Here is a 26,389-nt window from a genome sequence, read left to right as displayed (position 1 = left end):
GCGACCTGCCGACGCGGCGTCTCGCCCAGGGACGCGACGGCGATCGTCGAGCAGAACCTCGAGGCGCTCGATGCGCTCCTCGGCCAGAAGGTCCCGGTCCTGCTGCAGCTCAGCGGCGGATTCCGCGCCAAGGTGCAGCAGCCGACGCGGCTCCAGTAGGCGCCGCGGCCCGCACGGCAGGGCAGGACACGGCACGAAGCTGCAACACCCACCGCAAGAACAGAACCGCGGCTCCCCCAGAGCCGCACAACGAGAAAGGAACTGCCATGAGCGCAGGAGACAAGATCAAGAACGCAGCAGAAGAGTTCGGCGGCAAGGCCAAGGAAGCCCTCGGCAAGGCCACCGACAACGACAAGCTCGTCGCCGAGGGCAAGGCCGACCAGGCCGAGGCCAACGTGAAGCAGGCGGGCGAAGACGTCAAGGACGCCTTCAAGAAGTAGCTCTGACCAGCGCGAGAAGCGGCAGCCGTCCCCTCGGGCGGCTGCCGCTCCTCGCTTCCGCGGCTGCAGATGACGGTCACGGGCTCGGGAGTGGAGCCGCAGGCGAGTCCCAGCGTGGCGGAACTTCGTGGCTCGCCGTCGTCATGCCCCGGCGTCTCGGGTCGATCGGTAAAGTCGCGTCTTCGACGTTGGTTCGGCGACAGGAGAAGCGTGCCCAAACTCATCGGCTACGCCCGAGTCTCGACCCGACAACAGGGCGCCGACCGGCAGGAGGCGAACCTTCGGGCTGCCGGCGTCCAATTGGACGACGTCTACGTCGACCGTGCAGAGGCCACCGCTCGCGACACCTCCTCGGCCCTCGACGCCGCCCTGCGCGCGCTGAGCGGCGGCGACACCTTGGTCGTGCCGACGCTCGACCGGCTCGGGCGGTCCACCGGCGACCTGCTGCGGCTGGCCGCCGAGCTGCGCGCGGAGGGCGTCTCGCTGCGGGTGCTCGACCTCGACGGGGCAGAGGTCGACACGTCGACGCCCACGGGGTCGATGATGTTCACGGTCATGGCGGGGCTCGAGCGGATGGAGTCGGAGCTCACGCGTGAGCGAGTCCTGGACTCGGTCAGCAGACGACGAGCGTCCCGAGTCGACGACGGCGGCAGTGCCAGGAAGCGCACCGACGGCCCCGCCCAGCCAGGCGGACAAGAACTGCCGGAGGTCGCGGGCGGAACGCACCCGCCTGCCCTGCACGGCCTCACCGTTCCGATCAAGCGACTCTGACCCAACGTCGCCGTGCCATCGAGCAGGGCGACGTCGCAGCGATAGGGCTGGGACCGCGGTCGCGATGCCGACGAGCGACCTCCGCGTCGCGTCGACAGGGTGGGTAGTCTGCATGGATGATCGGCTTCATCGTCGCCTTCGCCTGACGGTCCTGCGACCCGCCCCTCGCAGTTCCCAGCACCGACCCGGGTGGGTTTCAGCACGCCTTCTTCCGCGTGCTTCCCTGACGCAGGCCGCTTCGCTCATCTCTGGGGATGAGTGCTGAGCGAGATCTCATCGGAGTCTCCGTTGTCCCCTGAACGACCCTCATACGCTTCCGTGCTGCGCACGCCGCACCTCACACGCTCCTTCCTCGCCAGCATCATCGGCCGCCTCTCGCTGGCAACCTCCGGGCTCGCGCTGATCCTCCTCCTGGAGCAGTCGACGGGCTCGTTCGCGGTGGCCGGCATCGCAACCGCGACGCTCGGCGTCGCCAACGTCGTCGCCACACCATGGCGTGCGCGACTCATCGATCGGCACGGACAGCGCCTCGTGGTGACGTCCCTCGGGCTCGTCCACGCCGCATCCCTTATCGCCGTCGGGGTGTTGTCGAGCGCAGGCCTGCCGATGCTGCTGCTCCTCAGCGCGCTCGCCGGGGTGAGCGCCCCGCCGTTCGGCGCGGTCATGCGCGTGCTCTGGGCCGCAGCGCTCCCGGCTGGCCCCCAGCGCACTCGCGGATTCAGTCTCGACGCCGTCGCAGAGGAGGCGACGTTCGCCGTCGGCCCCTTGGCGGCTGCCGTTCTCGCCGTCGTCGCGGATCCGCTCTCGTCGCTCCTCGTCTCGGCAGGCTGCGTCGCCCTCGGGACGGCACTCTTCGTGACGAGCCCACGGTCACGAGCGCAGCGCGGATCACGTCAGGTGGAGGTCCCCGACGCCCGGCCGGCGCTGCGTCCGATGCGCTCCAAGGGCTTCCTGCCCATCGTGCTGGCGATGACGGCCCCGGGAGTGATGCTTGGCTGCGTCGAAGTCGCAGCCCCTGCAGTGGCCGCCGCCGCATCCAGCACGGTGCTGGCAGGTGCGCTGCTCGCCGTGTTCGCGGGCGCCAGCGCGATCGGCGGCTTGCTCTACGGCCGATGGGGCCTCCGCGCGAGGCCGGAGCGTCAGCTGCTCGCGCTCACCCTGGCCCTTCTTGCGATCATCACGGCGACCGGGCTCCTCGGGGGCGTCGGCGTCGCGATCGTCGGCTTCGCCCTCAGCGGCCTCTTCCTGGCGCCGACCCTCATCGTCGGCTACCTCGCCGCGGACGCTCGCACCGACCCGCGAGCGCGAACCGAGGCGAGCAGCTGGATCAACACCGCCGTCAACCTCGGCGCAGCGCTCGGCGCGGCAGCATTCGGGGCGCTCACCGACCGCGTCGGCCCGGGCCCCGCCCTCGCGATCTCCGCAATCGGCACGCTGATCCTCATCTGCGTACCGCTGGCCCTGCACGACCGCCGATCTCGGCGACGGGCTGACGGGTGACGGCGGCCCCATCGGAACGGCCGGACGCCACCCCGGTGCGTAACCGAGGGCATCCCGAATGGAAAAGTGGGGCCGCGGGGCCTACGGTCGGAGGCATGCCTGACGTCCTCTCCGATGAGCGCCCACTCCGTATCGCGTTTGTCGTGCTCCACACCTCCCCGCTCGACGAGCCGGGCACCAAGGATGCAGGTGGCATGAACGTCGTCGTGCTCGCCCAGGCCGAGGCGCTCGCCGCCCGCGGTCACCAGGTCGAGCTCATCACGCGACGCAGCGACCCAGTCTCGGCGCCCACCGTGCAGCTCGGCGAGAACCTGCGCCTCCACAACCTCGACGCCGGGCCGGCCCGCCTCATCGCGAAGGGTGAGCACGAGCACGTCATCCGCGAATTCCAGGATGCGCTCGCCACGCTCCTCGGAGAACTGCCCGTCGATGTGCTGCACGCCCAGCACTGGTTCTCGGGCGTCGCCGCCCTGCCCGTCGCCCGCGAGCTCGGGATCCCGATCGCGCAGAGCTTCCACTCCATCGCCGCGGACAGCTCCACGCCGCTCGCTGACGGGGAACGGGCTGAATCGCCTGGACGGCTCGCTGGCGAGGCGATGCTCGCGAAGTCCGTCGACGCGATCGTCGTCGTCAGCAGGGCCGAACGCGACACCGTCTTCTCGAGGCTCGGCGGCGACCCCGCGATCACGCACATCGTGCCGCCTGGCGTCGACGCCGACCTCTTCTTCCCCGCCTGGGATGCGCGGGCCGAGCCGTCCGCGCACGAGCAGCGACCCAGGCGTGCCCTGTCTGCGGGGCGCCTGCATCCGCTCAAGGGATTCGACCTGGCCCTCGACGCGATCGCCGAGGTCGACGCCGACGTCCGCCCCGACTACGTGCTCGTGGGCGCCGCACCGCCGGATGCCGACGGCCGCGAATACGAGGCTCGCCTGCATGACGCCGTCGAGCAGCACGGGCTCGCCGACCATGTGCAGTACATCGGCTCGCTCAGCCGGCACGCGCTCGCAGCCCAGCTGCGCCTCGTGGACCTCGTGCTGATCCCCTCCCACTCCGAGACGTACGGTCTCGTCGCGCTCGAAGCCGCGGCATCCGGCGTGCCCGTCGTCGCCTCCGCAGCCGGCGGACTCCGCGAGGCCGTCGTCGACGGCGTCACCGGCGTCCTGCTCGAGACGCGCGACCCCGCCGACTGGGCGGCCGCCATCGCCGGCATCCTCCGGCAGCCCGAGGTCGCCGAGCGCATGAGCCGCGCCGCACGCGAGCACGCGCTCACCCACTCGTGGGACCTCAGCGCGGAAGGCCTCCTCTCGGTGTTCCGCGACCTCGTCGCACAGGCCCGGCTGGGTTCCGCGCGTGCCTGAGGCCGGCCACAGCCTGCTCGACTCGGTGCGCCACGCGCTGGTCGTGCACGCTCATCCCGACGACGAGGTGCTTGCCGGCGGCGCCCTGCTCCGCGAGCTCCACGAACGCGGCGCGCGGGTCACGCTCGTGACGTGCACGCGCGGCGAGCTCGGCGAGATCGTCGACGGCGTGCTGCCAGACGCCACCTCCGTCGGGGAGCTCGCGGCCGTGCGGGAGCGGGAGCTGCGCGGCTCGCTCGACGCCCTCGGCATCGACGAGCACCGCTGGCTGGGCACCGCCCCCGCACGCGCCGAGGGCCTCGCACCCCGCGACTACCGTGATTCGGGGATGCGCTGGCTGCGGCCGGGCCTTGCGGGCCCCGCCGACGAGACCGACCTGCGGTCGCTGAGCGTCGCCCCGCTCGAGGAGGTCACCGCTGATCTGGCCGCCGCGATCGCCCACGACGGGCCGGACCTCGTCATCAGCTACGACGCGACCGGCGGGTACGGGCATCCCGACCATGTTCGGGCGCGGGAAGCTAGCCTCGCCGCATCGCGGGCGGCCGGGGTGCGCTTCGCGGAGCTCGTCGAGCAGAGCGAGCGTGCCCTCGCGGCCGAGATCGGCGACCTCGAGTGGTTCGACCTCGAGCAGCACCGGGCCGCGGTCGTCGCCGCCCTCCGCAGCCACCGCACCCAGCTCACGGTCGTCGACGACGGCACGTCGCTCGTGCACTCGGGTGGGCAGCGGCAGGACGTGCACCTCGCGATCGGTCTGCGCGAAGTGGTGGCGTAGCGCGGCCGTGCCCGCGGGCACCCACCTGGGGCGAGCTGCCCCACGACGTCACACGCCAAGCTTGCGGGCTTATGCTCGCCGTGCAACATGCTCCGGGGTCGGTGAAAGTCCGAACCGGCGGTGAGAGTCCGCGACCCGCTCGTCCGCGAGCGGTTGACCTGGTGGAATTCCGGGACCGACGGTTAAAGTCCGGATGGTAGGTGCATGGGAGGCGCTCGTTTCGGCGAGGGCCTCCGAGGCGTCGGCTGCCGGACTCTCCGGCTGCGCCGGCACCGGGACATGGCCCCGTGGTACGCGAAACGCGGAGGTCCGGCCATGCCGATCCAAGAACCCACACGCGTCGACACCGTCGACGCCGCCATGCAACTGGCGCTCTCCCTGGCGGCCCGAGGGCCAGCCAGAGATCCGAACCCACAGGTCGGGTGCGTCCTGCTCGCGCCGCCCTCCGGTGCTGGCGGCCCGCGCCGCATCCTGGGGAGCGGCCACCACCGCGGAGCGGGCACCCCGCACGCGGAGGCCGCCGCGCTCGACGCCGCGCGCGCATCCGGGGCGGATGTGCGGGGTGCGACCGCCGTCGTGACCCTCGAGCCCTGCGCACACAGCGGCAGGACGCCGTCGTGCGCCGACGCCCTCCTGCACGCAGGTGTCGCGGAGGTCGTCTACGCGGTCGCGGACCCGAACCCGATCGCATCCGGGGGAGCGGCGCGCCTTCGCGCGCACGGGGTGAGCGTGTCGACGGGCACCCGACAGGTCGAAGCCGAGTCGCTCCTACGGGTCTGGCTCGTCAATGTCACCGAGCGGCGGCCGTTCGTGACGCTCAAGCTCGCATCCACGCTCGATGGGAGGGTCGCCGCCGCCGACGGGTCGAGCCAGTGGATCACCTCCGAGGCCGCCAGGGCGCACGCGCACGGTCGGCGGGCCGAGGCCTGCGCGATCCTCGTCGGCACCGGAACGCAGCACGCCGACGACCCATCGCTGTCGGTGCGGGGAGTCGCCGCGACCGACGCGTCGCAGCCCCTGCGCGTCGTGATGGGGCTGCGCGAGGTCGACGAGGACGCCGCCGTGCGTGCGGACCCGGAGCTGTTCGTGCACCTCAGGACCCACGACCCGGTCGACGCCCTCGAGCGCCTGCAGGCGAGGGGCGTCCGCCACGTCATCGTCGAAGGCGGCCCGACCATCGCGGCGGCCTTCCTCCGCGCCGGACTCGTCGACGAGATTGACGCCTACGTCGCGCCCATCCTGCTGGGCGACGGGGCGAGCTCCGTCGCGTCGCTCGACGTCGGGAGCCTCCGGGACGCGAACAGGTGGACCACCGACTCCGTGCATCCGCTGGGCGTCGACACGCTCATCCGGCTCGTCCGAGGTGCCGAATCACCCGCCGCGCACGTCCACGGCGCTGCACGAGTGGGAGTCGCGGCATGAACGCTGAACTGCTCCGGGCCCTCGAGGCGCTGCGCGCGGGACGCCCCGTGCTCGTCGCCGACGCCTCCTCACGCGAGAACGAGGTCGACGCGATCCTCGCGGCGAACACCGCCACCCCCGAGTGGATGGGCTGGATCATCCGCCACTCGTCCGGGCTCCTCTGCGCGCCCCTCCCGGCGGCGCTCGCCGACCGGCTCAGCCTGCCGATCATGGTGGAACGCAGCGAGGACGTGCGCGGCACCGCCTACACGGTCACGGTCGACGCGGCCGAGGGCGTGACGACGGGCATCTCGGCAACCGACCGGGCAAGGACCGTCCGTGCCCTCGCCGCAGCGGATGCGCGCGCGAGCGATCTCATCCGCCCGGGCCACGTGCTGCCCCTGCGCGCCGTGGATGGCGGCGTGCTGGAGCGCCCGGGGCACACCGAGGCTGCCGTCGACCTCGTGCGCCTCGCTGGCACCGGCGAAGTGGGCGTCATCGCCGAGCTCGTGCGGGACGACGGCGAGATGCTGTCGTTCGGCGAGGCACTCGAGCTCGCGGCAGCCACCGACCTGGTGCTGCTGCACGTCGACGACCTCGTGCGCCACCGCAGGGAGCATCCAGGCTTCCCCGCACCGCGCACGCAGGAAGAACCGCAGGACCACAGCCAGCAGCGCGCCGCCGAGGCGCACGTGAGAGGAGCACGACGATGAGCGGACACGGAGCACCGACAGTGCAGGCAGACGGGCGCGGCATGCGCGTCGTCGTCGTCGCGGCCGAGTGGCACGAGACGGCGATGGACGCGCTGCTCGACGGCGCCCACCGCGCACTCGCCGCTGCCGGCGTCACCGACGTCCAGGTCGTGCGGGTTCCCGGCTCGTTCGAGCTACCCGTCGCGGCGAGCCGCATCGCCGTGAGCAGGCCGGACGCGATCGTCGCGCTCGGCGTGGTCATCCGTGGCGGCACCCCGCACTTCGACTACGTGTGCACGGCCGCGACCAACGGCCTCACCGACGTCGCGGTGCGCACGGGCATCCCGGTCGGCTTCGGGGTGCTCACGTGCGACGACGAAGCCCAGGTGCAGGCCCGCATCGGCCTGCCGGGCAGCTTCGAGGACAAGGGGGCGGATGCGGCACTCGCCGCCATCGCCACCGCGAGCGCGCTCCGGGAGTGGCCCGCGAGCCAGCCGGCAAGCGTGCCCGCGAGCGGACGGGGCTGATCGTGTTCACGGGCATCATCGAAGAGCTCGGGCGCATCTCGAGCATCGAACGGCATGACACGGACGCGCGCCTCACGGTGCGCGCCACGCTCAGCGTCAGCGACGCGAGGATCGGCGACTCCATCTCGGTGGACGGCGTCTGCCTCACCGTCGCCGAGCTGCTCGACGACGGCTTCACGGCGGACGTCATGGGGGAGACGCTGCGCGCCTCCGCGCTCGGCGACCGGGCCGAGGGGGATGCGGTGAACCTCGAACGCGCCATGCGCCTCGGCGATCGCCTCGGTGGCCACATCGTGCAGGGGCACATCGACACGACCAGCCAGGTGCTGGAGGTGGAGCGCTTCGACGCGTGGCGGCGCATCCGCTTCGCCATCGACCCAGCGCACGCGAGGCTGCTCGTCGACAAAGGGTCGGTCGCCGTTTCGGGTGTCTCGCTGACGGTCAGCGCGGTCAGCGCGGTCAACGGCGTCGACGCGGTCGGCTCAGGCGGGAGCCCCGGCGCAGACGCCTTGCCGTGGTTCGAAGTGTCGCTCATCCCCGAGACGCTCGCCGCGACGACCCTCGGCGACCTTGGCGTCGGGGACCGGGTGAACGTCGAGACCGACATCCTCGCGCGCCACGTGGCGCGGCTCGCGAGCTTCGCGGGCTGAAAAAGGAGACCGGTCAGGCGTCGCGGAGCCGCTCGTGCAGCTCCGCGACGCGGGCGCGGATGTCGTCTCGCACGAGGCGCATCCGCTCCATGCCGACGATGCCGCGCGTGGAGGGTTCGTCGGTGATCCACCGCTCGACCGGCACGCTCGTGTCCTCGGGCAGCTGCGCCTCGTCGCCGAGGATCACGACGAGGTCGGCGCCGGCGAGCATCGTCGGCGTGAGCGGCTTCGGATGCTCGTCGCCGACGTCGATCCCGAGCTCGGCAAGCGACTCGACCGACTCGGCGTTGAGCGCCCCGCCTGGGGAGGTGCCGGCCGAGGAGACCTCGATCGTCTCGTCGGCGATCGCCCGCAGCAGGGCAGCCGCGAGCTGCGACTTGCCGCCGTTCTTCTTGCAGACGAAGACGACGCTCGTGGGGGTGGGGCTCATGCTGATCCGTTCGTCGATGGTGGCCATGCAGCTCATCGTCGACGATACGGATGAACGCCGTCCGAGGCCACGGGCGCCCCGCTCACCCCGCTCGTCCCTTGAGGCAGAATGGGGCGATGCAGGATCACGGTGCAGCGGCACGCGACGCAGGCGCCGCGAGCGACACGAGCGCGGCGGTGCGCGTCGTCGAGTCGTGGCGGGTCGAGTCGGGACGCGTCATCGCCGCCGCCGCGCACCGGCAGCGCTTCGAACGCTCCATCGCCGAACTCTTCGGGGAAGCGGCAGCAGAGCGGCTCCCGCTCTGGGCTGGCAGCCCCGCCGGGATCACCCCGGTCGAGACCGACTGGCCTCGAATCTGGGCCGACGTGTTCGAGAGCACGCCCCTCACCGACGCCTGGTTCCCGCGCCTCTCCGCCCGCCTCGACGACGGCCGCCTGCTCGTCGAGCTCACCCTGCGGCCGGCTCCGGAGGCGCGGCCCCTCACGAAGCTCAGCACCCGCCTCGACGAGCGGCGCTGGCCGACGCTCAAGGGCCCCGACTTTCCCTCCCTCGCAGAGCTCAGGGCGAGCGTGCACGAGAAGGGTGCGGCCGACGCCCTGCTCGTCGACGAACGCGGCGCGATCACCGAGGCCGCCTACGGCACGGTCGTCGGCTGGCTCGGCGAGACCCTCGTGGTCCCCGCCGCGAACCGCCGCGTGGCGGGGACGACCCTTGGCGTGCTCGAGAAACTGCTCGCCACAGCGGGCGTCACGCGCGTCGAGGGGGAGCTGCTCGCCGACCCGCTCGCCGCGTCCGCCGAGCGCGGCTGGGATGAGCTCTGGTACCTCAACACGCTCCACGGCATCAGCCCCGTCTCCATGCTCGACGGCACACGCCTCGGCCTCGACGTCGCCCGCGTGCGCAGGTGGCGGCCTCGCCTGCACGAGACGAGCGCCGTGCCCCGGCCGGATGGGCGCTCGGCGTGATCGTCGTCGTCGACAACCGCGACTCGTACACCTACAACCTCGTCCAGCTGCTCCTGGAGCTCAGCGATCAGGACGTGCGGGTCGTCGACGCCGGTGACCTGGAGGCGGTGGATGCGTGCCTCGGCTGGATTTCCGACGGGCTCGTCGCCGGGGTCGTCATCTCACCCGGCCCCGGGCATCCTGCCGAACCGGCCGACTTCGCTGGCTCGGCCGTCGTGCTCGACGCTGCACTCGCCGAGGAGCGCCTGCCGGTCTTCGGGGTGTGCCTCGGCCACGAGGGCATCGCCGTGCGGTACGGCGGGGAGGTCGTGCCGGCCCCCGAGGCGAAGCACGGGTGGCGCAGCCCCCTCTCACACGACGGCTCGGGCCCGTTCGCCGGCGTGCCCCAAGGCTCCCTCGTCACGAGGTACCACTCCCTGGTCGTCAGCGAGCCCCTGCCGTCAGGGCTGCGCGTCACGGCGCGCAGCGAGGACGGCGTCGTGCAGGGCCTCGAGGTCGAGGGTCGGCCGATCTGGGGTGTGCAGTTCCACCCAGAGTCGATCGCGAGCGAGCATGGCCGGCAGATGGTCGCGAACTTCGTCGACGCCGTGGATGCGGCGGGGCTCGGCGCTCCCGCTCGCGGGGCTCTCGGCGCTCGTCGCGCTCGCGGTCAGCGCGAGGCGAGCCGTCGCCCCGCGGAGATCGGGGCGTTCCCGCGGCCCGCAGCTCGCGATCTGTTCGTCGCGAGTCGCGTCGTGCGCGGCCCGCAGCCGGAGGGCACGGTCGCAGCCGAGGCCGCCGCCGCGATCATCTACCGCGAGGTACTCAGCCGAGGCTCTGCCAGCGTCTGGGTGGATGTGCCCGACGACACCGGCAGGCAGGCGCGGTTCAGCATCCTCGCCGACGACGCCCCGATCGGTACCGGGAGTTGTGCCTCGATCTGTGCCGCGTACGCCGCTCGTTTCAACGACTCAGATGCGGCAGCGCACGAGACCGAGCCGGGCTGCGGGACGTGCGAGCCCGCCCGGGTGCTGCGCCTGGACGGCGACGGGAGCTTCGAGACCGTGCAGCGGGAGCTCGAGGGCATGCGCGCCGTCGGGGGCGACGGGCTCGCGTTTCGCGGCGGGCTGCTCGGCTACTTCGGGTACGAGCTCGGGGTGCGGATGCTCGGCGTGCCGCCCCGGGAGGTGGAGGAGACCGCATCCGCCCTCCCCGACGCGTGGTGGCTCGACCCGCGGCGCGCCGTGCTCGTCGACCGCGCGACCGGCGCAGTCACCGTCGTCGCGACCGCGTCGAGCGGCGCGCTCGCGGAGGCCGGCGCCGAGCGCTTCAGCGCCGAAGTCGGCGAGGCCCTCGAGGTGTCAGGCGGCGAGCGTCGGCACGTTCTCTCCGACGCGGGACGCGCCCCGGCGATGTTGCAGAGCCCCGACGTCCTCGCCGACGGCGCCTGGCACACGTCGAGAGAGCAGTACGCCGCCGACATCGAACGCTGCCGCGAGCATCTCCTCGCGGGCGACTCCTACGAACTGTGCCTGACCAACGAGTTCCGGCTGCATGCCGACCCCGACCCGCTCAGCCTGTTCCTGGAGGTGCGCGCCGCCGACCCGGCACCCTACGCCGCGCTGCTGGAGTTCGACGGCGGCGCGGTCGTGAGCGCGTCCCCCGAGCGGCTCCTGCGCGGCACCCCGGACGGGGAATACGAGACGAAGCCCATCAAGGGCACCGCGGCTCGCGCCTCAGACCCCCTCGCCGACGCCGCCGCGGCCAGAGACCTGGCCAACGACCCGAAGGTCTTCGCCGAGAACCTCATGATCGTCGACCTGCTGCGCAACGACCTGGGCCGCGTCTGCACCCCCGGCTCGGTGCACGTGCCGAGCCTCATGGCCGTCGAGTCGTATACGACCGTGCACCAGCTGGTCACGACCGTGCGCGGTTCGGCACCCGGCGTGCCGCCGCTCGACGTCGTGCGGGCGCTGTTCCCGGGCGGATCCATGACCGGGGCGCCGAAGCTGCGCAGCGTCGAGCTGCTGCGAGATCTCGAAGGTCGCGCCCGTGGCGTCTACGCCGGTGCGCTCGGCGTGCTGGGCGCCGACGGCTCGACCGAGCTGAGCATCGTCATCCGCACCGCCGTCCGGGATGCGCGCGGCTGGTCGATCGGCGCGGGAGGGGCGATCGTGCTCGCGAGCGACCCGGAATCCGAGACCCTCGAGGTCGAGCTCAAGGCGAGCGCCCTGCGACGCGCGTTCACGCGCGCCGTCTCGCGCTGACGCGCACGCACGGATCGGGCTCGATCAGGCGACGCGGGTGCCCGGCGGCAGCCGCTTCGCGGGCGTCCGTGTGCGCGCCCAGGCGCCCCAGAGCAGGCCCCCGGCGAGCACCAGCTGGAGCGCCAGACCGACGAACCAGGTGGGGACCGTCGAATCGAGCACCTCCTGCGACGTCGGGCCGGGCTCGAAGTTCGAGCCAGTCGGGTCAGCGCAGCCGTCGTAGCGCTGCTCGCCCATCTCCGGGGGAATCTGCGACTGACGCAGCAGCAGCTTCGCGCCGGAGAAGAAATCGTCTGGCTGATCGCTCGCGCCGAAGGAGACCGGCGTCGCGTCCGTCAGCACCGCGAACGGATTCGCGGCCAGCACGCCCCAGACGAGGTCGTAGCGCGGAACCTCGTAGGTGTACGTCTCCCAGTCGCCGCACGTGAAGCTGTTCTCGTCGAAGGGCTGCTCCTCGCCGAACTCCGCATAGACGGGGTACCGGGAGGTGTTCGTCACCTCTGCCGTCACCGCTGCACCACCCAGGCCGAACGCGATGCCCGTGCCCACCGTGAGGGCGGCGATCGTCAGATAGCTCGCCGCCACGGAGAAGAGCGGCCTGGCCAGGATGCCGCTGAAGCCGACGCCGATGGCGGCCACGACGCCCACCTCGACGAGCAGCACCAGCAGCGAGACGACCACCTGCACCGGAGCGACGGCCCCCACGATCCCGGCGAAGATCAGGAACGGCGCCGCGACCACCAGGAACGCGAGCCCGGTCGCCCAGGCGGCCAGGAACTTCGCCGCCACGATCTCGGCCGTCGTCGCGAGCGTCACCTGGATGGGCGCGAGCGTCGCCGCGTCCCGATCTCCGTTGATCGCGTTGCCGCTGAGCGTCGGCGAGACCAGCAGAGCGAGCAGCAGCACGAAGTACACGACGATCGAGTACATCCACGACCCCGACTCCTGCAGGTCGCCGAAGACCACCACCGAGAGCGCGGTCATGCCGAGGAGCAGCACGGCGAAGATGCCGAGCAGCACGTACCAGGCGACGTTGCGGAGGCGCTGGCGCAGTTCGAGGGTGACAAGCGTCGTGACGCGGGCGGGGCTCATGACTGGTCTCCGAGGTCGAGGTAGGTGTGCTCGATGTCGCCAAGCGCCGGGGCGAACTCTGCGACGTCGATTCCGGCGGTGAGGATCGCGCGCAGGCCGGCCGCGGCCGCGGCGTCAGAGGGGAACGGGATGAGGAACCCGGTGCGTTCAGCGCGGATGCCCGGAGCCCCGGTCCCCAGCACCGCCGCCAGCTGATCAGGCCCGACGCCCTCCGTCAGCACTCGCACCCGCCACTGTCGCTCCCGCGCCGACGCCTGCGCGAGCCGGTCGGCCCGCACCGTCACACCCGCCTCGATGAAGACGGCATCGTCGACGATCTCGTCGAGCTCGGACAGCACATGGCTCGAGATGAGGATCGTGGAACCGGCCGCCGCAAGCTCCCGCAGGTGCTCGCGCAGGCCGACCCTGGCCCGCGCATCAAGGCCGGAAGCGGGCTCGTCGAGGAGCAGCACGCTCGGGGCGTGCACCAGAGAGCGCGCAAGCCCGAGGAGCTGCTTCTGCCCGCGGGACAGCACGCGAGCCTGCACCTTCGCGAGGTCGCTGAGGCCGACCCGGGTGAGGAGCTCGGTGGCCCGGGCGTCGGCCGCGGTGCGCGGCAGGTCGTAGAGGCGGGCCGTCGTCACGAGCGTGTCGTGCACCGACAATGACGGCCAGGCGCCGAGCGCGTCCGGCATCCAGCCGAGCTGCGCCCGCACCTCGGCCGTCGCCGTCGACGGGTCGAGGCCGTTGATGCGGATCGTCCCCGCATCCGGTCGCAGCAGCGAGGCCAGCATCAGCAGCAGCGTCGTCTTGCCGGAGCCGTTCGGGCCGACGAGCCCCGTGACCGCCCCAGCGCGCGCCGTGAAGCTCACATCGCGGACAGCGTGCGCTGCGCCGAAGGAGCGCCTGACGTTCTCGACGAGGATTCCGCGTTCTGACATGCGCCCCAACGTAGCGAGCGGATGCAACGCCACGCTGAGAGGCGGCGCGCCGGCCTGACCAGCATCAGTGCAGGATCAGCCTGTTTCGGCGTCCAGGGCCCGATCTGGCCACAGATCGCACTGATTTCGGACAGACGCCGCCGGCACACCCGCGTCGGGCAGTGCAACCGTCCGTCACACAGCGTCGCGAAGGTGGACCGCACGTGAGGGCTGTCACAGGATAGTCAGATGCTCGTGAGCCGCTCGGCTCCGAACAACACCCGACAGCAAGTTCGACAACCTGGAAGGAGTTCGCACATGTGCCGTCTGCTCGCTTACGCAGCCCCACGTGACACCACCGTCACGAAGGTGATCGGAGACATGAACAGCGACGCCTTCCAGCGCATGACCAGCGTGCACAACGACGGCTGGGGCACCGCCTGGCTCGCCGCCGGCTTCGGCGAGACGCAGCGGGAGATCGAATCCCTGCGCATCTCCACGCCCGGCCAGAACGACCCGCTGCTGTCGACGCTCCTCTCGGACGCACCCTCCAACGCCCGTATCGTGCACCTGCGCCTCGCGACCGACGACTTCAAGCGGACCAAAGTGAACACGCACCCGTTCGTCGCCGAGGGCCTCGCCTTCGCGCACAACGGCTCGATCGTTCCCACCTGGCGCTTCGACGACCTGCTCCGCCCCGAGATCCGCGCCACGGTGGCCGGCGACACCGACAGCGAGCTGTACTTCGGACTCGTCCGGCAGAACGTGCGCGACGGCCTCTCCCTGGAGGAGGCGGCCACCGCCGCCGTCCGCGTGCTGCGCGACGAGTTCCCCGAGTCGAGCCTCAACGCGACCATCCTCTCCGCCGACGAGCTCGTGGTCGTCCACGCCTCGAGCACGGCACACGTCACGGAGGCGACGTTCGCGCGCTACGGCATCGACGCATCCACCCTCCCCAACGGGCACACCGACGAGTACTACCGGTTGAGCATGCTCCGCGCCGCCGACGGAACCACCGTCTTCTCGTCGACCGGCATAGACACGGCCGGCTGGACCTCGGTGCCCGAGGACACGATCTCCCGCATCGACCTCGCTTCGCTCGACTTCACGCAGCGCGCGCTCTTCTCGAGCGCCCCGGAAGCACGCGGAGCAGCGGGCCGCGCAGTGGGCGTCGCCGCGCCCACACCGCCTCGCCTCGTCGCCGTCTAGGCCCGCGACGCACCGCCTCCGCTGGCGGCCTCTCTGGGGCGGGGGCCTCCCCGCGCGTAGACTGGCTGGCGTGTCTGTGAACCCTGAACTTGCCGGCCGCCGGTACGAGCTCCCCGAGCCGTACCTCGTGGGCCGAGAGCACATCCGCTCGTTCGCGAAGGCCGTGCTGGCCTCGCACCCGACGCACTTCGACGTCGACGCAGCCCGCGCTGCCGGGTACGCCGACCTCGTCGCACCCGCTACGTTCCCTGCCGTGCTGCAGGATGCGGGGCTGCAGCTCCTGCTCTCCGACCCCGAGGCGCAGATCGAGCTGTCGCACATCGTGCACGGCGACGAGCGTTTCACCTACGAGCGCCCGATCGTCGCGGGTGACGAGCTGCGCGCCGCTCTCGAGGTGAAGAGCGTCAAGTCGCTCGGCGGCAACTCCATGATCAGCGCTCAGACGGTGCTGACGGATGCGGCGGGCGAGCAGGTCGTCACCGCATCGGCAACCCTCGTCGTCCGCGCAACGCCCACCGAGAGCGAGTGACCGCATGACTGACACGATCTCCGTCGCGCAGCTTCCGCGCCCCGACTTCACGAGCCTCGAAGTCGGAACCGTCATCGAGGAGCGCGCCGTCACGCTCACCCGCGACACCCTCGTGCGCTACGCCGGCGCATCTGGCGATTTCAACCCCATCCACTACCGCGACGACGTCGCCGAAGCGGTCGGGCTGCCCGGTGTGCTCGCGCACGGGATGCTCACGATGGGTGTCGCGTTGCAGCCCGTCGTCGACGCCCTCGGCGACCCTGGCCGCGTCCTCGACTACCAGGTGCGCTTCACGCGGCCGGTCGTCGTCGACCCGCAGGCCGGCGCTGAGGTGTCGGTCGTCGCCAAGATCGGTCAGCTCGCCGGCGAGGACGGCGTCGGTCGCATCGACCTCGTCGTGTCCTTCGGCGGGCAGACGGTGCTCGCGAAGTCGCAGGTGCGCGCCGACTTCCGCGGCGAGGTTCCCGCCGTGCTGCCCGCGGAGGCCACCGCGTGACGAGGCTCTCCGAGCTCACGACCACGCAGGTCGGTGGGGAGGCGACGCAGTTCGTCGCCCCCGCGACGCGCCCTGAGCTGATCGCCGCGGCCGAGGAGCTGTTCGCGAACCACGAGCAGCCGCTGATCCTCGGCGGGGGGTCCAACACCATCGCCACCGACGACCGCATCGACGAACCCGTGCTGCACGTCGTGACGCAGGGCATCCACCAGCTCGACGGACCTGTCGACAAGGTGGGCCAGGCTCGCGTGCGCATCGACGCCGGCGAGTCGTGGAGCGCCCTCGTCGACTACGCCGTCGCTCGCAACTGGAGCGGCATCGAGGCGCTCGCCGGCATTCCCGGCTCCGTCGGCGCGACCCCGGTGCAGAACATCGGGGCGTACGGGCAGGAGCTCTCCGATGTGCTCGCCCGCATCGAGTTCTACGACGCCGACGCAGACACGGTTCGCTGGATCAACGCCGCCGACCTCGGTCTCGGCTACCGCACCTCCGCGATCAAGCGCGGCGAGCTGCGTGGCGTCGTGACTCGCGTCGAACTCGACCTCGTCGAGATGCCGGAGGGCCAGAGCGAACCCGTCCGGTACGACCAGCTCGCGCGCGCGCTCGGCGTGCCGCTTGGCGAGCGGATGCCCGTGCACGTCGTCCGCGACGCCGTCATCCGCCTGCGCGCCTCGAAGGGCATGGTGCTGGATGCGCACGACCGCGACTCGGTCTCGTCCGGTTCCTTCTTCATGAACCCGATCGTCCGCTCCTCGTTCGCGAGCGAGCTGCCCGAGATGCCGAAGTTCGACGCGGGCAAGGACGAAGACGGCTCCCCGCTCGTGAAGCTCAGCGCTGCGTGGCTCATCGACCACGCCGGTGTGCAGAAGGGCTTCTCGCTGCCGGGCTCGAACGCCGCCATCTCGTCGAAGCACACGCTCGCGATCACGAACCGCGGCGGTGCGACTGCCGAGCAGATCGTGGAGCTCGCCCGCTTCGTCCGTGCGCGCGTCGAAGCGGAATACGGCGTGCGGCTCGTCAACGAGCCTGTCCTCGTCGACCTGACGATCTAGGCACAGCCGGGCGAGACCAGCCGGGTGAGCCGAAAGCCCCGAAGCGCTGCACGCGCTTCGGGGCTTCCCTCTCGGTGCACCCAGCGTCCGTTCGGGACGCGTGTCAGTGGTGCATGCACTGTGCGCACCAGGCGCGGAGTGCGTCTTGCTCGCGGCGGGCGCGCTCCGAACTGTTGCGGCGCCGACGATGCTGCTCGGCGTGGTCCAGTTCGGGTTCTTGACGCCGCGCGCTGCGCATGAGCAGCCACAGTGCGACGCGCAACTCGATGCGGTGGAGCAGCGAAGGCTGCACCGCGGAGGTGGGCGTGGACGCGGATGTGGGCGTGATCGTGACGTGCACGGTGCTCGGGTTTGAGGTGTGGACGGTGGTCAGGACGTGATTCATGAGAGTGGTCTCTCCGACAGAAGGCATGCAAGAAGAAGGCGCTCACTCGAGCGGGGCCGCGTTAACGCGGCGCGAGAGACGTGACTGCCGTGCAGTCGACGAATGCGGCGGCTGCTATGCCGCGGCGTATCCGTCGGGTGTGGGGGCAGACTTCACCCACGACACGGAGCTCAGGAGATGTGGGCGCCCAGGGAACGAGTCGCCGACTGCTGGATGCAAAATGTGAACGTACGCATTATCGGGACTCCTCTCTGTCTAGGCGCGTGCTGCGACCCTATCGACTCTGCGAATACTCGTCAACCTTTTGGCAGGGCAGGGCACTCGGGTGGATGTCACGCAGCCCCCGGACGCTCCGGTCAGTCGAGGACGACGGAGGCGCGGGGCTCCTCGCCGTCGAAGCTCACCGTGACCGTCAGCGGCGAGCCCGTGGCCTCGTCGGGGAGGTCGACCTCGCTCGTGTGCGGGGCATAGTCCGCCGTGCACGCCTGGTCGGGGTAGGCCGTGGCCTCGAGGTACTGCAGGTCGAGGGTCTGCGCGTTCACCGCGTTGACTTCGGTGAGGATCGCCGGGCATCCCGAGCTGCCCCACGTCGTGACGGAGATCGAGGAGCCCTCGTCGAGCCACATGACGAGCGGCCCCTCCATGTCGCCGGCTCCGACATCTTCGCCGAATCCCTTCGGCAGGCCGCCGTAGTTGTCGCTCGCGACGCTCGTCGGCGTGGCTGCGGGAGCACATCCGCTCAGCCCGAGCGCGGCGAGCGCGATCGTGGGGAGTGCAAGCAGGGCGGCGCGGGCGGACTTCATGCGGCAAGCCTACGACTTCGGGCGGAGAGTCCTCTGGCCTGACTCCGCAGCAGGGCCGCACGCTTCCGCGCTCATGCGCCTTGGTCCCAAGCGTGGTCCTTCTGGGTTCGCCGACGCCCTAGCTCCGGCGGAGCAGGCCGCGATCGAGGCCCCTCGTCACGGCGCGCACCCTGGAGTTGACCTCGAGCTTCGCGAAGACCTTGCCGAGGTGCGTCTTCACGGTCGCCTCACCGATATGGAGGCGCACGGCGATCTCAGGGTTGGACAGGCCGTCGGCGACGAGCTGCAGCACCTGCAGCTCGCGTTCGCTGAGCGCGGGGGCTGATCCGGGCGAACCGGCAGGCGGCTGCGCGGTGCCGGAACCGACGGATGCCGATGTTCCGGCAGCTCGGGTCTGGGCCACGAGCTTCGCGGTCACCGAGGGTGCGAGGGCCAGTTCGCCCGCGGCCACACGGCGAACGGCCTCCACGAGCTCGGCCCCACTGGCCGTCTTGAGCAGGTAGCCGCTCGCGCCGGCCTCGATGGCACCGATGATCGCGTCGTCGCTGTCGTAGGTCGTGACGACGAGGATGCGCGTCTCGGGGAGCGCCGCCAGGATCTGCCTCGTCGCGCTCACACCGTCGGTGCCTGGCATGCGCAGGTCCATGACGACGACGGCGGGCGTCGTCGCGGTCGCGCGAGCAACCGCGTCGGCCCCGTTGGCGGCTTCAGCGACGACCTCGATGTCGGGCTCGTCCTCGAAGATGCCCACGAGTCCGGCGCGCACGATGGGGTGGTCGTCGGCGACCAGGATGCGGATCATCGCTCGGCACTCGCTCTCGCCGGAATCGTCACGGTCACGATCGTGCCACGTCCTGGTGCGCTGGAGATGTCCACGCCGCCCCCGATCGCGTTGGCGCGGTCGCGGAGGCTGTCCAACCCGAATCCGGCGGGCTCCGCCTCGAGCTCGAATCCTCGGCCGTCGTCGGTGACATTTAGCACGACGTTCGCTGCTCCGAGTTCCACTGAGAGGTGCACGTTCGTGGCATGTGCGTGCCTCCTCGCGTTCGACAGGGCCTCCTGCGCGCACCGCAGCAGGACCACTTCGCTCTCCCGCTCGAGCACCCCGGCCTCCAGGTCGATTCGCGCCTCGGCGAGCACGCCCGTCTCACGCCGGAACCGAGCGACGAGGCGCCTCAGGGCATCCGCGAAGGTCGCGTCCGCGGGGTCGGTCGACCGCACCGGCGCGTTCTCGGCGATGAGCCCCCGCGCCTCGGCGAGAGCGTCGCGGGCGAGCGACGCGATGAGGTCGGCCCGTTCCTCCTGCGCGGAGAGCGCCTCGCGCAGCTGAGCCCCTGCGGAGCTCTCGTCGTCGCGCATCCGCCCGATCTCCTTGGCACTGCGGTCAGCCAGCATCGCGAGGCCGGCCAACGTCTGAGCCAGCGTGTCGTGCAGGTCGCGGGAGATGCGCTCCCGCTCGACCGAGGCGCCGCTCAGCCGCGAGAGCTCCTGCACGTGCTCCTGGGAGGCCGTGAGCTGCTCGAGCAGCTCACGTCGCTCGTCAGCCACTCGCCAGGCGTAGCTGATCGACAGCCCGATGCCGCAGGTCGCCGCGACGCTGAAGAGCTGGCCGGGCAGGATATCCGGGATCTCCTCGACCCCGTTGTACAGCGCGGACACGACGCCGATGCCGAACGCGATGCCGATCGAGACGATGATGCTCCGCCTCGCGCTCACGCACACCAGCCAGACGAGCGGATAGATGAGGGTCTGCACGAAGCCCGTCCAGGGCACGAGCACCATCGAGACCGTCACGAGCAGGGTGACGAGCAGGATCAGTACCGCGCCGCGGCGCGGGTCGGCGAGCGACCTGACGCCGAAAGCGAGCCACACGACGGGGATGAGCAGGAGCGCCCCCGTCGCCACGAGCGCCTCGGAGCGTTCGGACTGGGTGGCCGCGAACGCCGCCACCGAGCCCGCGACGACGGTGTTCGCGACCGCCGTGCCCACGATCAGCAGGTGCCACCAGCGCCCGTCCCGAAACCAGAAGTCGACCATGCGCTCATCCTCCCGCACCCCACCGACATTGCTGCACGATCGGGTCAGGAGCATCAACTCCGCCCTCGACTCCAGCGGAAGGTGAGCAGGCTCGCGACGAGCCCGATGACGGTCCAGACGCCGAGCGTGATCGCCGCGGCCCCCAGTCCCCACGTGCCTCCGACCTCGGCGGCCGCGAAGGCATCCGGCAGGAACACGCTGCGCATCCCGCGCACGAGACCGGCGAGCGGGAAGAGGTTCGACACCTGCTGCATCCACTCGGGCAGGACCGAGAACTGCACGTAGATGCCCGAGAGGAACTGCGGCACGAGCACAAGCGGCAGCACGATGGCGGATGCGGACCGTGCAGAGCGCGGGAGCGCCGAGATCGCGATTCCGAGGGAGGCGAAGCAGAGGATGCCGAGGGCAGCGAGCCAGGCGAAGCGCGCCCACAGCTCGCCATCTTCCGGCAGCGAGATGTCAAAGGCGATGACCGCGAGCCCCATCAGCATCGCCAGCTGCAGCGTGCACGTGATGAGGACGAGCCCGATCTTCCCGATGAAGAACGACACCGGGCTGAGCGGTGTCGCGCCGAGTCGGGCGAGGCCGCCCTCGTGCTTCTCCGTGGCGATGTCGATGCCGAGGAACTGCATGCCGGAGAGGAGGATCGCCATCGCGAGCATCCCGGTCAGGTAGTACTGCGACATCGTCACGTCGGCGAAGCGTGGGTCGTCGACGACCGTCTCGCCGCTGAAGATCGAGGCGAAGAGCGCGAACATGACGAGCGGGAACAGGAAGACGAAGAACACCTGGTCGGTCTGCCTGAAGTAGCCGCGCAGCTCGAAGGCGATGCGCCGAAGACCGTTGCCGATCGTGGACCTGGGCTGCGACGGTGTGCGTGTGGTCGATCGGACGCTCGGCTGCGCCTTCGCGTCGCCCGAGATTGCGGTCTGGCTCATCGCGTTCCTCCTGCGGGTGCGGCAGCGCGGGCTACCTCATCGGTCGCCGCGGATGCCGCGGCGGGCGAGGCGGTCGCGGGGGAGGCGGCCGGGTGCTCGCCGATGATCTCCAGGTAGACGTCCTCCAGGGACGGGCGGGTCACGGTGAGCCCGGCGGGTTCCGGGCCGAGGCGCTCGACGAGCGCGCCGACGAGCTGTGCGGGCGCATCCGTCGTCTCCTCGCGCCACCTGCCGTCCTGCTCCTGCCAGCGAACCCGCGGCGTGCGCGACTTCGGCCCGCCGATCGTCGCGATGTCGCCGATCTCGACGAGCTTCCCGGCGGCGATGATCCCGGCGCGGTCGCTGAGCTGCTCCGCCTCGTCGAGATAGTGCGTCGTGAGCACCATGGTCATGCCCTCGCCCTTGAGCTGCTGGATGAGACCCCAGAACTCGCGACGCGCGTTGGGGTCGAACCCGGTTGTCGGCTCGTCGAGGAACAGCACCTCCGGGTTGCCGATGATGCCGAGCGCGACATCCACTCGCCGCTTCTGGCCACCGGAGAGGCGACCGACTCGCTGCGACGCGAATGGGGCGATGCCGCACCGCTCGATGGTGTCGTCCACAGCGCGGGGGTTTCGGTAGAGGCTTGCGAAGTGACGCAGCACCTCGCGGGCCGAATAGCGCTCGATGTCGGCGCTCGACTGGCTGACGACGCCGATTCGGCCTCGCCACTCGGCGTTGCCGCGGGCCGGGTCCTGCTCGAGCACGCGCGCGGTACCCGAGGTCGCCGTGCGGAAGCCCTCGAGGATCTCGATCGTGGTGCTCTTTCCAGCGCCGTTGGGGCCGAGGAAGGCGAAGGTCTCACCGTGTCTGACCTCGAAGGAGAGGCGGTCGACGACGTCGCGGTCGCCGTAGCGTTTGACGAGGTCGGAGACCTCGATGGCTGCTTGTGTGCTCATGGTGCAATCAAACGCGGCGGGGAGCGTGCGCGACAGGGTCCGACCGGCGGATACGCATCCACCGATCGGGGGAGGCGCGGGCCGCGCGCCGCCGCTGACCAGCTTCCGTGCGATATCCGCCGCACCGGGCCGCAGCGGGGCCCGTCCGCGAGTTTCTGCACTCAAGTTGGTCAGGCCGTGGCGGACACACCCGCACATACTGGTGCTATGGCCTCAACCGATCTCGATGAGCTGCGCCGTCTTCGTCGTGCGCGCGACTTCATCGACCGGGAGTTCGCGAGCCCGCTCGACGTGCCGGCCATGGCGAGGGCAGCCCACATGTCGACGGCTCACTTCAGTCGACGCTTCCGAGAGGCATACGGCGAGACCCCGTATGCCCGTCTCATGACGCGGCGCATCGAGCGCGCCAAGGCGCTGCTGCGCAGCGGCGAGGTGAGCGTGACGGACGCGTGCACGGCGGTCGGGGCCACGAGTCTCGGCTCGTTCAGCAGCCGCTTCGCAGAGATCGTCGGCGAGTCGCCGAGTGCCTACCGGGCGCGTGATCACAGCGGCAGCGTCGTCATCCCGAGCTGCACCTCGCAGATCTGGGGGCGGCCCCGCCGGGTGCGCGACCGCCCAGGCATGGCGCAACGGGAAGCCGGCGACGGGCAGTCATTTCTCTGAGCAGTTTCCAAGAAGTGGATGTCGGTGGCCGGTCCTAGCATCGGACACATGACGCTCTCACTCAGCCACGTGCACGTGTTCACCGACGACCCGGATGCGGCGCTCGTGTTCTACCGAGACGCCCTCGGCCTGGAGGTGCGCAGCGAGGTTCCGAATGAGGGGTTCCGCTGGGTCACGCTCTCCGCCCCCGGGCAGCCGGAGCTCGAGATCGTGCTCTCGCACCCGAAGGCGGGGCGCTCTGAGGAAGACGGCGACACGCTCGCAGCACTGCTGGCGAAGGGGGAGCTGCCCGGCCTCCTCTTCCGAACGAGCGACCTCGACGCGCTGTTCGAGAGGGTGCTGGCGACGGGCGGAGTCGAGGTGCTGCAGGAGCCCACCGACCAGTTCTGGGGCGTCAGAGATGCCGCATTCCGCGACCCCTCCGGCAACATGGTGCGCGTCAGCCAGGCGTAGCCGACGACATAGCACCCACATCGATTCGTCGCCAGTCCAGCGCTCGGCTGGCTCCCCGTTTCAAGGCAGAGGATCACGCCATGACTACAGTCGCTGACACGATCGTCGATATCCTCCACGATGCCGGAGTCGAGCGCGTCTACGGGCTACCCGGAGACTCGCTCAACGGATTCACTGACGCCATCCGACGAAACGACGAGGTCGCCTGGTCGCACGTGCGACACGAGGAGGCCGCCGCCTTCGCCGCCTCCGCAGACGCCGCGCTCACGGGCGAGCTCGCTGTGTGCGCCGGCAGCTGCGGCCCGGGCAACCTGCACCTCATCAACGGGCTGTACGACGCCAACCGAAGCCGCGTTCCCGTGCTTGCGATCGCCGCCCACATCCCGTCCGCGGAGATCGGCAGCGGCTACTTCCAGGAGACGCACCCGCAGGAGCTCTTCCGGGAGAGCAGCGTGTACTGCGAGATGGTGGGGGTGCCGGAGCAGCTGCCTCGGATCCTGGAGATCGCCATGCGCGCCGCGGTCGAGAAGCGCGGCGTCGCCGTTGTCGTGATTCCCGGGGAGATCTTCCTGCAGGAGAGCACAGGACGACGCAAGTCGGCACCGATCCTGCCTGCGAAGCCCGTCGTGCGCCCTGCCGACGACGAACTGGCGCGGGCAGCCGACATCCTCAACTCGGCGAAGAAGGTCACCATCCTCGGTGGCGCTGGCACGCAGGGCGCACACGCGCAGCTGCTGGCCGCCGCGGAGGCGCTGCAGGCACCCATCGTGCACGCGCTCCGCGGGAAGGAGTTCATCGAGTACGACAACCCCTACGACGTCGGCATGACGGGGCTGCTCGGCTTCTCCTCCGGCTACCGGGCCATCGAAGACTGCGATGCGCTCCTCATGCTCGGCACCGACTTCCCGTACCAGCAGTTCTTCCCATCAAAGGCGAAGATCATCCAGGTCGACATCCGCGGCGAGCAGCTCGGCAAGCGCACACCCCTCGACCTCGGACTCGTCGGCGACGTCGGCGACACCCTCGACGCCCTCATCCCGCTCCTCGAGGCCAACAAGAGCGGCAAGCACCTCGACGCCTCCGTGAAGCACTACCGGAAGGCCCGGAAAGAGCTCGACGCGCTCGCTGACAACGACCGGGGGCGCGCCCCCATCCACCCGCAGTACGTGGCGCGGCTCGTGAGCGAGCTCGCGAGCCACGACGCCGTCTTCATCCCGGATGTCGGCTCCCCGGTCGTCTGGGCGGCCCGCTACCTCGAGATGAACGGCCAGAGGAGGCTCATCGGCTCGTTCAGCCACGGTTCCATGGCCAACGCCCTTTCGCAGGCGGTCGGCGCCCAGACCGCCTTCCCGGGACGCCAGGTGGTGGCGCTCGCGGGAGACGGCGGACTCGCGATGCTCCTGGGGGAGCTGCTCACGCTCAGGCAGAGCAAGCTGCCCGTGAAGATCATCGTGTTCAACAACTCGTCGCTGAACTTCGTGGAGGTCGAGATGAAGGCCGCCGGATTCGTGAACTACGGCACCGACCTCGACAACCCCGACTTCGCCGAGGTAGCCAAGGCGGTCGGCATCCACGGGCAGCGCGTCGAGAACCCGAATGACCTCGAGGCTGCCCTCCGCGAAGCCTTCGCCCACGACGGGCCCGCGCTCATCGACGTCGTGACGGCACGGCAGGAGCTGTCCATCCCGCCGACCATCACGGCCGAGCAGGTCAAGGGCTTCACTCTCTACGCGCTGCGGACAGTGCTCTCCGGGCGCGGAGACGAGCTCGTCGACCTCGCCGACACGAACCTGCTGCGACGCATCTTCGACTGACCGTCGCGCAGCCGCATGCACCGCCCGCGCCAGGCAGCTCTCAAGGCAGCTGCCTGGCGCGGGCGGTACTCTCGCAGGCATGACGCAACCGCCCCTCACGCCACCGCCGGGTCAGAACGGCGGGTTCGACCCCCGTCGGCAGCAGCCGGGTGCCGCTCCTCAGGGTGGCCTGGGCGCGTGGGGCGGACCACCGGCCCAGGGCCCCGGTCGGCAAGGGCCTGGTCAGCAGGGCTCTGGTCAACAAGGTCCCGGTCGGCAAGGTCCGGGGCAGCATGTCCCCGGTCAGCAGCCTCCGTGGGGAGCGCCGCCGAACGGGCAGCCGCCTGCTCCCGGTCAGTTCCCGCACCCTGGAGCCGGACCCGGCCAGGCTTCTGGCGGCTTCGGCGCGCCGGGTCAGGCTCCCGCTCCCGGGCGACCTCCCGCGCCAGGCCAGCCACAGCGTCCCGGGCAGTTCCCAGGCCAGCCGCAGACCGGCATCCCTGGGCAGGCGCCGTTCGTCCAGGCGCCACCGTCGCATCTGCCAGCTGGTGCCCCGCCGCCTCGCTACGCCCCGCAGCAGCAGGCGACGCCCCAACCACGGCGTCGAGAGCTCGGCGAAGACCCTGAGCTGCAGAAGCAGCGCAGGCGCCCCGTCGGCCTGCTCCTCGGCGTCGGCATCAGCGGCGTCGCGATCGTCGCCCTGGTCGTGGGCCTCGTCATGGCGTTCAGCTCGCCGAACGACCCCACCATCCCCGTCGGCGGCGCCGACCCGAACGCGGCCACCTCGACCCCCGTGCCGACGAGCACGCTCATGCCTGCCGCGCCTCAGGACGCCGCACCCGGGTTCATCCCGATCACGACCGACGTCGTGTTCCCGAACGGCATCACCGTCGTGAACCCGCCCCTCGGCGGATGGGAGCAGGACATCTCCGAACGGCAGCCGAACCTCTACATCCTGAGCGACCCCGCATCCGGTGCCTACTTCTCGATCGCGCAAGAGAACCTGCACAAGAGCGAGTACCGGGACGAGGATATGACGAGGTCGGAGCTGAACTCGGCGTCGCTGCAGTTCACCGCCAAGCCTGAGGCGGTCGGTGACCCCGTTCCGCTCGTCCTGAAGGGGGCAGACGGCTACGAGCTGGAGCTCCTCGCGCAGCGCTTGCGCTGGTCGGACGGCTCCGAGGGAATGATGGCGTCCCGCTACATGCCTTCGACCGGCACCAAGATCACGATCCTGGCGAACGCATGGAGTGGGGAACTGGACGATCCGAACTCGCGCATCTCGCAGAAGGTCGCGGAGATCACGTTCACGACCCCGTAATCACGTCTGCTCGCTCACGGGCGCCCGCC

At 70.8% G+C, this 26,389-nt stretch carries 28 protein-coding genes and 1 riboswitch; of the genes, 19 read left to right on the top strand and 9 right to left on the bottom strand.

The genetic code is table 11. From position 1 onward, the window contains the following. Nucleotides 1–266: 266 nt before the first annotated feature. The 9 genes from C5E10_RS16400 to C5E10_RS16360 all read left to right on the top strand — a co-directional run bounded on the left by C5E10_RS16400 (nucleotide 267) and on the right by C5E10_RS16360 (nucleotide 8,111). Nucleotides 267–440, top strand: coding sequence for a CsbD family protein (locus C5E10_RS16400; protein WP_104332545.1), 174 nt, complete (start codon nucleotides 267–269; stop codon nucleotides 438–440). Between the two features lie 210 nt (nucleotides 441–650). After that, a complete protein-coding gene (locus C5E10_RS16395) occupies nucleotides 651–1,211 on the top strand; it encodes a recombinase family protein (protein WP_104332544.1) in 561 nt (186 codons plus the stop codon). A gap of 288 nt (nucleotides 1,212–1,499) precedes the next feature. Further along, nucleotides 1,500–2,711 carry an MFS transporter gene (locus tag C5E10_RS16390; protein WP_104332543.1) on the top strand — a complete coding sequence of 404 codons (1,212 nt, stop codon included), beginning with the start codon at nucleotides 1,500–1,502 and terminating at the stop codon, nucleotides 2,709–2,711. A gap of 95 nt (nucleotides 2,712–2,806) precedes the next feature. Continuing rightward, complete coding sequence (locus C5E10_RS16385; RefSeq protein ID WP_104332542.1) at nucleotides 2,807–4,069, top strand: glycosyltransferase; 1,263 nt, start codon at nucleotides 2,807–2,809, stop codon at nucleotides 4,067–4,069. Beyond that, nucleotides 4,062–4,841 carry a PIG-L deacetylase family protein gene (locus C5E10_RS16380; protein WP_104332541.1) on the top strand — a complete coding sequence of 260 codons (780 nt, stop codon included), beginning with the start codon at nucleotides 4,062–4,064 and terminating at the stop codon, nucleotides 4,839–4,841. Before C5E10_RS16385 ends, C5E10_RS16380 begins: the two co-directional genes overlap by 8 nt. 84 nt (nucleotides 4,842–4,925) lie before the next feature. Then, nucleotides 4,926–5,050, top strand: a riboswitch (FMN riboswitch). 106 nt (nucleotides 5,051–5,156) lie between these two features. Then, nucleotides 5,157–6,263, top strand: a complete 1,107-nt coding sequence (gene ribD, locus C5E10_RS16375; protein WP_104332540.1) for a bifunctional diaminohydroxyphosphoribosylaminopyrimidine deaminase/5-amino-6-(5-phosphoribosylamino)uracil reductase RibD — start codon at nucleotides 5,157–5,159, stop codon at nucleotides 6,261–6,263. Beyond that, entirely contained in the window at nucleotides 6,260–6,955 is a 696-nt protein-coding gene (gene ribB, locus C5E10_RS16370) for a 3,4-dihydroxy-2-butanone-4-phosphate synthase (protein WP_104332539.1), read from the top strand. The genes ribD and ribB overlap by 4 nt, the downstream gene beginning before the upstream one ends. Then, nucleotides 6,952–7,461, top strand: a complete 510-nt coding sequence (gene ribH, locus C5E10_RS16365; RefSeq protein ID WP_104332538.1) for a 6,7-dimethyl-8-ribityllumazine synthase — start codon at nucleotides 6,952–6,954, stop codon at nucleotides 7,459–7,461. Before ribB ends, ribH begins: the two co-directional genes overlap by 4 nt. Before the next feature lie 2 nt (nucleotides 7,462–7,463). Continuing rightward, nucleotides 7,464–8,111 (top strand): riboflavin synthase, encoded by a 648-nt coding sequence (locus C5E10_RS16360; protein WP_104332547.1) that lies wholly within the window; start codon nucleotides 7,464–7,466, stop codon nucleotides 8,109–8,111. Nucleotides 8,112–8,124: 13 nt separating this feature from the next. Here C5E10_RS16360 and C5E10_RS16355 read toward each other — a convergent pair whose 3' ends face one another. After that, complete coding sequence (locus tag C5E10_RS16355) at nucleotides 8,125–8,568, bottom strand: low molecular weight phosphatase family protein (RefSeq protein WP_258071184.1); 444 nt, start codon at nucleotides 8,566–8,568, stop codon at nucleotides 8,125–8,127. An 89-nt stretch (nucleotides 8,569–8,657) separates the two neighbouring features. Between C5E10_RS16355 and C5E10_RS16350 the strand changes: the two genes are divergently transcribed. Further along, nucleotides 8,658–9,506 carry an aminotransferase class IV gene (locus C5E10_RS16350; RefSeq protein ID WP_181062812.1) on the top strand — a complete coding sequence of 283 codons (849 nt, stop codon included), beginning with the start codon at nucleotides 8,658–8,660 and terminating at the stop codon, nucleotides 9,504–9,506. Further along, nucleotides 9,446–11,752, top strand: a complete 2,307-nt coding sequence (locus C5E10_RS16345; protein WP_104332536.1) for a chorismate-binding protein — start codon at nucleotides 9,446–9,448, stop codon at nucleotides 11,750–11,752. Before C5E10_RS16350 ends, C5E10_RS16345 begins: the two co-directional genes overlap by 61 nt. A gap of 24 nt (nucleotides 11,753–11,776) precedes the next feature. Here C5E10_RS16345 and C5E10_RS16340 read toward each other — a convergent pair whose 3' ends face one another. Both C5E10_RS16340 and C5E10_RS16335 read right to left on the bottom strand, forming a co-directional pair. After that, nucleotides 11,777–12,844 carry an ABC transporter permease gene (locus C5E10_RS16340; protein ID WP_104332535.1) on the bottom strand — a complete coding sequence of 356 codons (1,068 nt, stop codon included), beginning with the start codon at nucleotides 12,842–12,844 and terminating at the stop codon, nucleotides 11,777–11,779. After that, nucleotides 12,841–13,764: an ABC transporter ATP-binding protein gene (locus tag C5E10_RS16335; protein WP_104332534.1), complete on the bottom strand. Its 924-nt coding sequence runs from the start codon at nucleotides 13,762–13,764 to the stop codon at nucleotides 12,841–12,843. The genes C5E10_RS16340 and C5E10_RS16335 overlap by 4 nt, the downstream gene beginning before the upstream one ends. Before the next feature lie 297 nt (nucleotides 13,765–14,061). Between C5E10_RS16335 and C5E10_RS16330 the strand changes: the two genes are divergently transcribed. The 4 genes from C5E10_RS16330 to C5E10_RS16315 all read left to right on the top strand — a co-directional run bounded on the left by C5E10_RS16330 (nucleotide 14,062) and on the right by C5E10_RS16315 (nucleotide 17,029). Beyond that, nucleotides 14,062–14,952, top strand: coding sequence for a class II glutamine amidotransferase (locus C5E10_RS16330; protein ID WP_181062811.1), 891 nt, complete (start codon nucleotides 14,062–14,064; stop codon nucleotides 14,950–14,952). A 70-nt stretch (nucleotides 14,953–15,022) separates the two neighbouring features. After that, nucleotides 15,023–15,481, top strand: a complete 459-nt coding sequence (locus C5E10_RS16325; protein WP_104243274.1) for a MaoC family dehydratase N-terminal domain-containing protein — start codon at nucleotides 15,023–15,025, stop codon at nucleotides 15,479–15,481. Between the two features lie 4 nt (nucleotides 15,482–15,485). Continuing rightward, entirely contained in the window at nucleotides 15,486–15,977 is a 492-nt protein-coding gene (locus tag C5E10_RS16320; protein WP_104332532.1) for a MaoC/PaaZ C-terminal domain-containing protein, read from the top strand. After that, nucleotides 15,974–17,029, top strand: coding sequence for a UDP-N-acetylmuramate dehydrogenase (locus C5E10_RS16315; protein ID WP_104332531.1), 1,056 nt, complete (start codon nucleotides 15,974–15,976; stop codon nucleotides 17,027–17,029). The genes C5E10_RS16320 and C5E10_RS16315 overlap by 4 nt, the downstream gene beginning before the upstream one ends. Nucleotides 17,030–17,132: 103 nt before the next feature. Here the strand turns inward: C5E10_RS16315 and C5E10_RS16310 are convergent, their stop codons facing one another. The 6 genes from C5E10_RS16310 to C5E10_RS16285 form a co-directional block, all read right to left on the bottom strand. Further along, on the bottom strand, nucleotides 17,133–17,414 hold the full coding sequence (locus C5E10_RS16310; RefSeq protein WP_104243268.1) for a hypothetical protein: 282 nt from the start codon (nucleotides 17,412–17,414) through the stop codon (nucleotides 17,133–17,135). 356 nt (nucleotides 17,415–17,770) lie between these two features. After that, the gene (locus tag C5E10_RS16305; protein WP_104332530.1) at nucleotides 17,771–18,217 is read right to left on the bottom strand and encodes a hypothetical protein; all 447 of its coding nucleotides are present in this window, start codon (nucleotides 18,215–18,217) and stop codon (nucleotides 17,771–17,773) included. Between the two features lie 118 nt (nucleotides 18,218–18,335). After that, nucleotides 18,336–19,019 (bottom strand): response regulator transcription factor, encoded by a 684-nt coding sequence (locus C5E10_RS16300; RefSeq protein ID WP_104332529.1) that lies wholly within the window; start codon nucleotides 19,017–19,019, stop codon nucleotides 18,336–18,338. After that, nucleotides 19,016–20,254 carry a sensor histidine kinase gene (locus C5E10_RS16295; RefSeq protein WP_181062810.1) on the bottom strand — a complete coding sequence of 413 codons (1,239 nt, stop codon included), beginning with the start codon at nucleotides 20,252–20,254 and terminating at the stop codon, nucleotides 19,016–19,018. Before C5E10_RS16295 ends, C5E10_RS16300 begins: the two co-directional genes overlap by 4 nt. Before the next feature lie 53 nt (nucleotides 20,255–20,307). Then, nucleotides 20,308–21,192, bottom strand: coding sequence for an ABC transporter permease (locus C5E10_RS16290; protein ID WP_104332527.1), 885 nt, complete (start codon nucleotides 21,190–21,192; stop codon nucleotides 20,308–20,310). Further along, nucleotides 21,189–22,130, bottom strand: a complete 942-nt coding sequence (locus tag C5E10_RS16285) for an ABC transporter ATP-binding protein (protein WP_104332526.1) — start codon at nucleotides 22,128–22,130, stop codon at nucleotides 21,189–21,191. The genes C5E10_RS16290 and C5E10_RS16285 overlap by 4 nt, the downstream gene beginning before the upstream one ends. Nucleotides 22,131–22,337: 207 nt before the next feature. Between C5E10_RS16285 and C5E10_RS16280 the strand changes: the two genes are divergently transcribed. The 4 genes from C5E10_RS16280 (at nucleotide 22,338) to C5E10_RS18955 (ending at nucleotide 26,360) form a co-directional block, all read left to right on the top strand. Further along, nucleotides 22,338–22,793, top strand: coding sequence for a helix-turn-helix domain-containing protein (locus tag C5E10_RS16280; RefSeq protein ID WP_104332525.1), 456 nt, complete (start codon nucleotides 22,338–22,340; stop codon nucleotides 22,791–22,793). 48 nt (nucleotides 22,794–22,841) lie between these two features. Further along, on the top strand, nucleotides 22,842–23,246 hold the full coding sequence (locus tag C5E10_RS16275; protein WP_104299761.1) for a VOC family protein: 405 nt from the start codon (nucleotides 22,842–22,844) through the stop codon (nucleotides 23,244–23,246). A gap of 80 nt (nucleotides 23,247–23,326) precedes the next feature. Then, a complete protein-coding gene (gene poxB / locus C5E10_RS16270) occupies nucleotides 23,327–25,060 on the top strand; it encodes a ubiquinone-dependent pyruvate dehydrogenase (RefSeq protein WP_104332524.1) in 1,734 nt (577 codons plus the stop codon). Nucleotides 25,061–25,139: 79 nt separating this feature from the next. After that, a complete protein-coding gene (locus C5E10_RS18955; RefSeq protein WP_146080315.1) occupies nucleotides 25,140–26,360 on the top strand; it encodes a hypothetical protein in 1,221 nt (406 codons plus the stop codon). Nucleotides 26,361–26,389 lie beyond the last annotated feature (29 nt).

The organism is Pseudoclavibacter sp. RFBG4 (genome assembly GCF_002931515.1).
GTDB lineage: Bacteria > Actinomycetota > Actinomycetes > Actinomycetales > Microbacteriaceae > Pseudoclavibacter.
The sequence above is the reverse complement of the archived record's forward strand: the minus strand, read 5'-3'. Positions and strand labels throughout refer to the sequence as shown.

What these genes read in the sequence shown, in the direction of transcription:
- C5E10_RS16400 (WP_104332545.1), top strand. Translation starts at nt 267, where the DNA reads ATGAGCGCAGGAGACAAGATCAAGAACGCAGCAGAAGAGTTCGGCGGC.
- C5E10_RS16385 (WP_104332542.1), top strand. Translation starts at nt 2,807, where the DNA reads ATGCCTGACGTCCTCTCCGATGAGCGCCCACTCCGTATCGCGTTTGTC.
- ribD (WP_104332540.1), top strand. Translation starts at nt 5,157, where the DNA reads ATGCCGATCCAAGAACCCACACGCGTCGACACCGTCGACGCCGCCATG.
- ribB (WP_104332539.1), top strand. Translation starts at nt 6,260, where the DNA reads ATGAACGCTGAACTGCTCCGGGCCCTCGAGGCGCTGCGCGCGGGACGC.
- ribH (WP_104332538.1), top strand. Translation starts at nt 6,952, where the DNA reads ATGAGCGGACACGGAGCACCGACAGTGCAGGCAGACGGGCGCGGCATG.
- C5E10_RS16355 (WP_258071184.1), bottom strand. Translation starts at nt 8,568, where the DNA reads ATGGCCACCATCGACGAACGGATCAGCATGAGCCCCACCCCCACGAGC.
- C5E10_RS16350 (WP_181062812.1), top strand. Translation starts at nt 8,658, where the DNA reads ATGCAGGATCACGGTGCAGCGGCACGCGACGCAGGCGCCGCGAGCGAC.
- C5E10_RS16340 (WP_104332535.1), bottom strand. Translation starts at nt 12,844, where the DNA reads ATGAGCCCCGCCCGCGTCACGACGCTTGTCACCCTCGAACTGCGCCAG.
- C5E10_RS16335 (WP_104332534.1), bottom strand. Translation starts at nt 13,764, where the DNA reads ATGTCAGAACGCGGAATCCTCGTCGAGAACGTCAGGCGCTCCTTCGGC.
- C5E10_RS16330 (WP_181062811.1), top strand. Translation starts at nt 14,062, where the DNA reads ATGTGCCGTCTGCTCGCTTACGCAGCCCCACGTGACACCACCGTCACG.
- C5E10_RS16320 (WP_104332532.1), top strand. Translation starts at nt 15,486, where the DNA reads ATGACTGACACGATCTCCGTCGCGCAGCTTCCGCGCCCCGACTTCACG.
- C5E10_RS16310 (WP_104243268.1), bottom strand. Translation starts at nt 17,414, where the DNA reads ATGAATCACGTCCTGACCACCGTCCACACCTCAAACCCGAGCACCGTG.
- C5E10_RS16305 (WP_104332530.1), bottom strand. Translation starts at nt 18,217, where the DNA reads ATGAAGTCCGCCCGCGCCGCCCTGCTTGCACTCCCCACGATCGCGCTC.
- C5E10_RS16300 (WP_104332529.1), bottom strand. Translation starts at nt 19,019, where the DNA reads ATGATCCGCATCCTGGTCGCCGACGACCACCCCATCGTGCGCGCCGGA.
- C5E10_RS16295 (WP_181062810.1), bottom strand. Translation starts at nt 20,254, where the DNA reads ATGGTCGACTTCTGGTTTCGGGACGGGCGCTGGTGGCACCTGCTGATC.
- C5E10_RS16290 (WP_104332527.1), bottom strand. Translation starts at nt 21,192, where the DNA reads ATGAGCCAGACCGCAATCTCGGGCGACGCGAAGGCGCAGCCGAGCGTC.
- C5E10_RS16285 (WP_104332526.1), bottom strand. Translation starts at nt 22,130, where the DNA reads ATGAGCACACAAGCAGCCATCGAGGTCTCCGACCTCGTCAAACGCTAC.
- C5E10_RS16280 (WP_104332525.1), top strand. Translation starts at nt 22,338, where the DNA reads ATGGCCTCAACCGATCTCGATGAGCTGCGCCGTCTTCGTCGTGCGCGC.
- C5E10_RS16275 (WP_104299761.1), top strand. Translation starts at nt 22,842, where the DNA reads ATGACGCTCTCACTCAGCCACGTGCACGTGTTCACCGACGACCCGGAT.
- poxB (WP_104332524.1), top strand. Translation starts at nt 23,327, where the DNA reads ATGACTACAGTCGCTGACACGATCGTCGATATCCTCCACGATGCCGGA.
- C5E10_RS18955 (WP_146080315.1), top strand. Translation starts at nt 25,140, where the DNA reads ATGACGCAACCGCCCCTCACGCCACCGCCGGGTCAGAACGGCGGGTTC.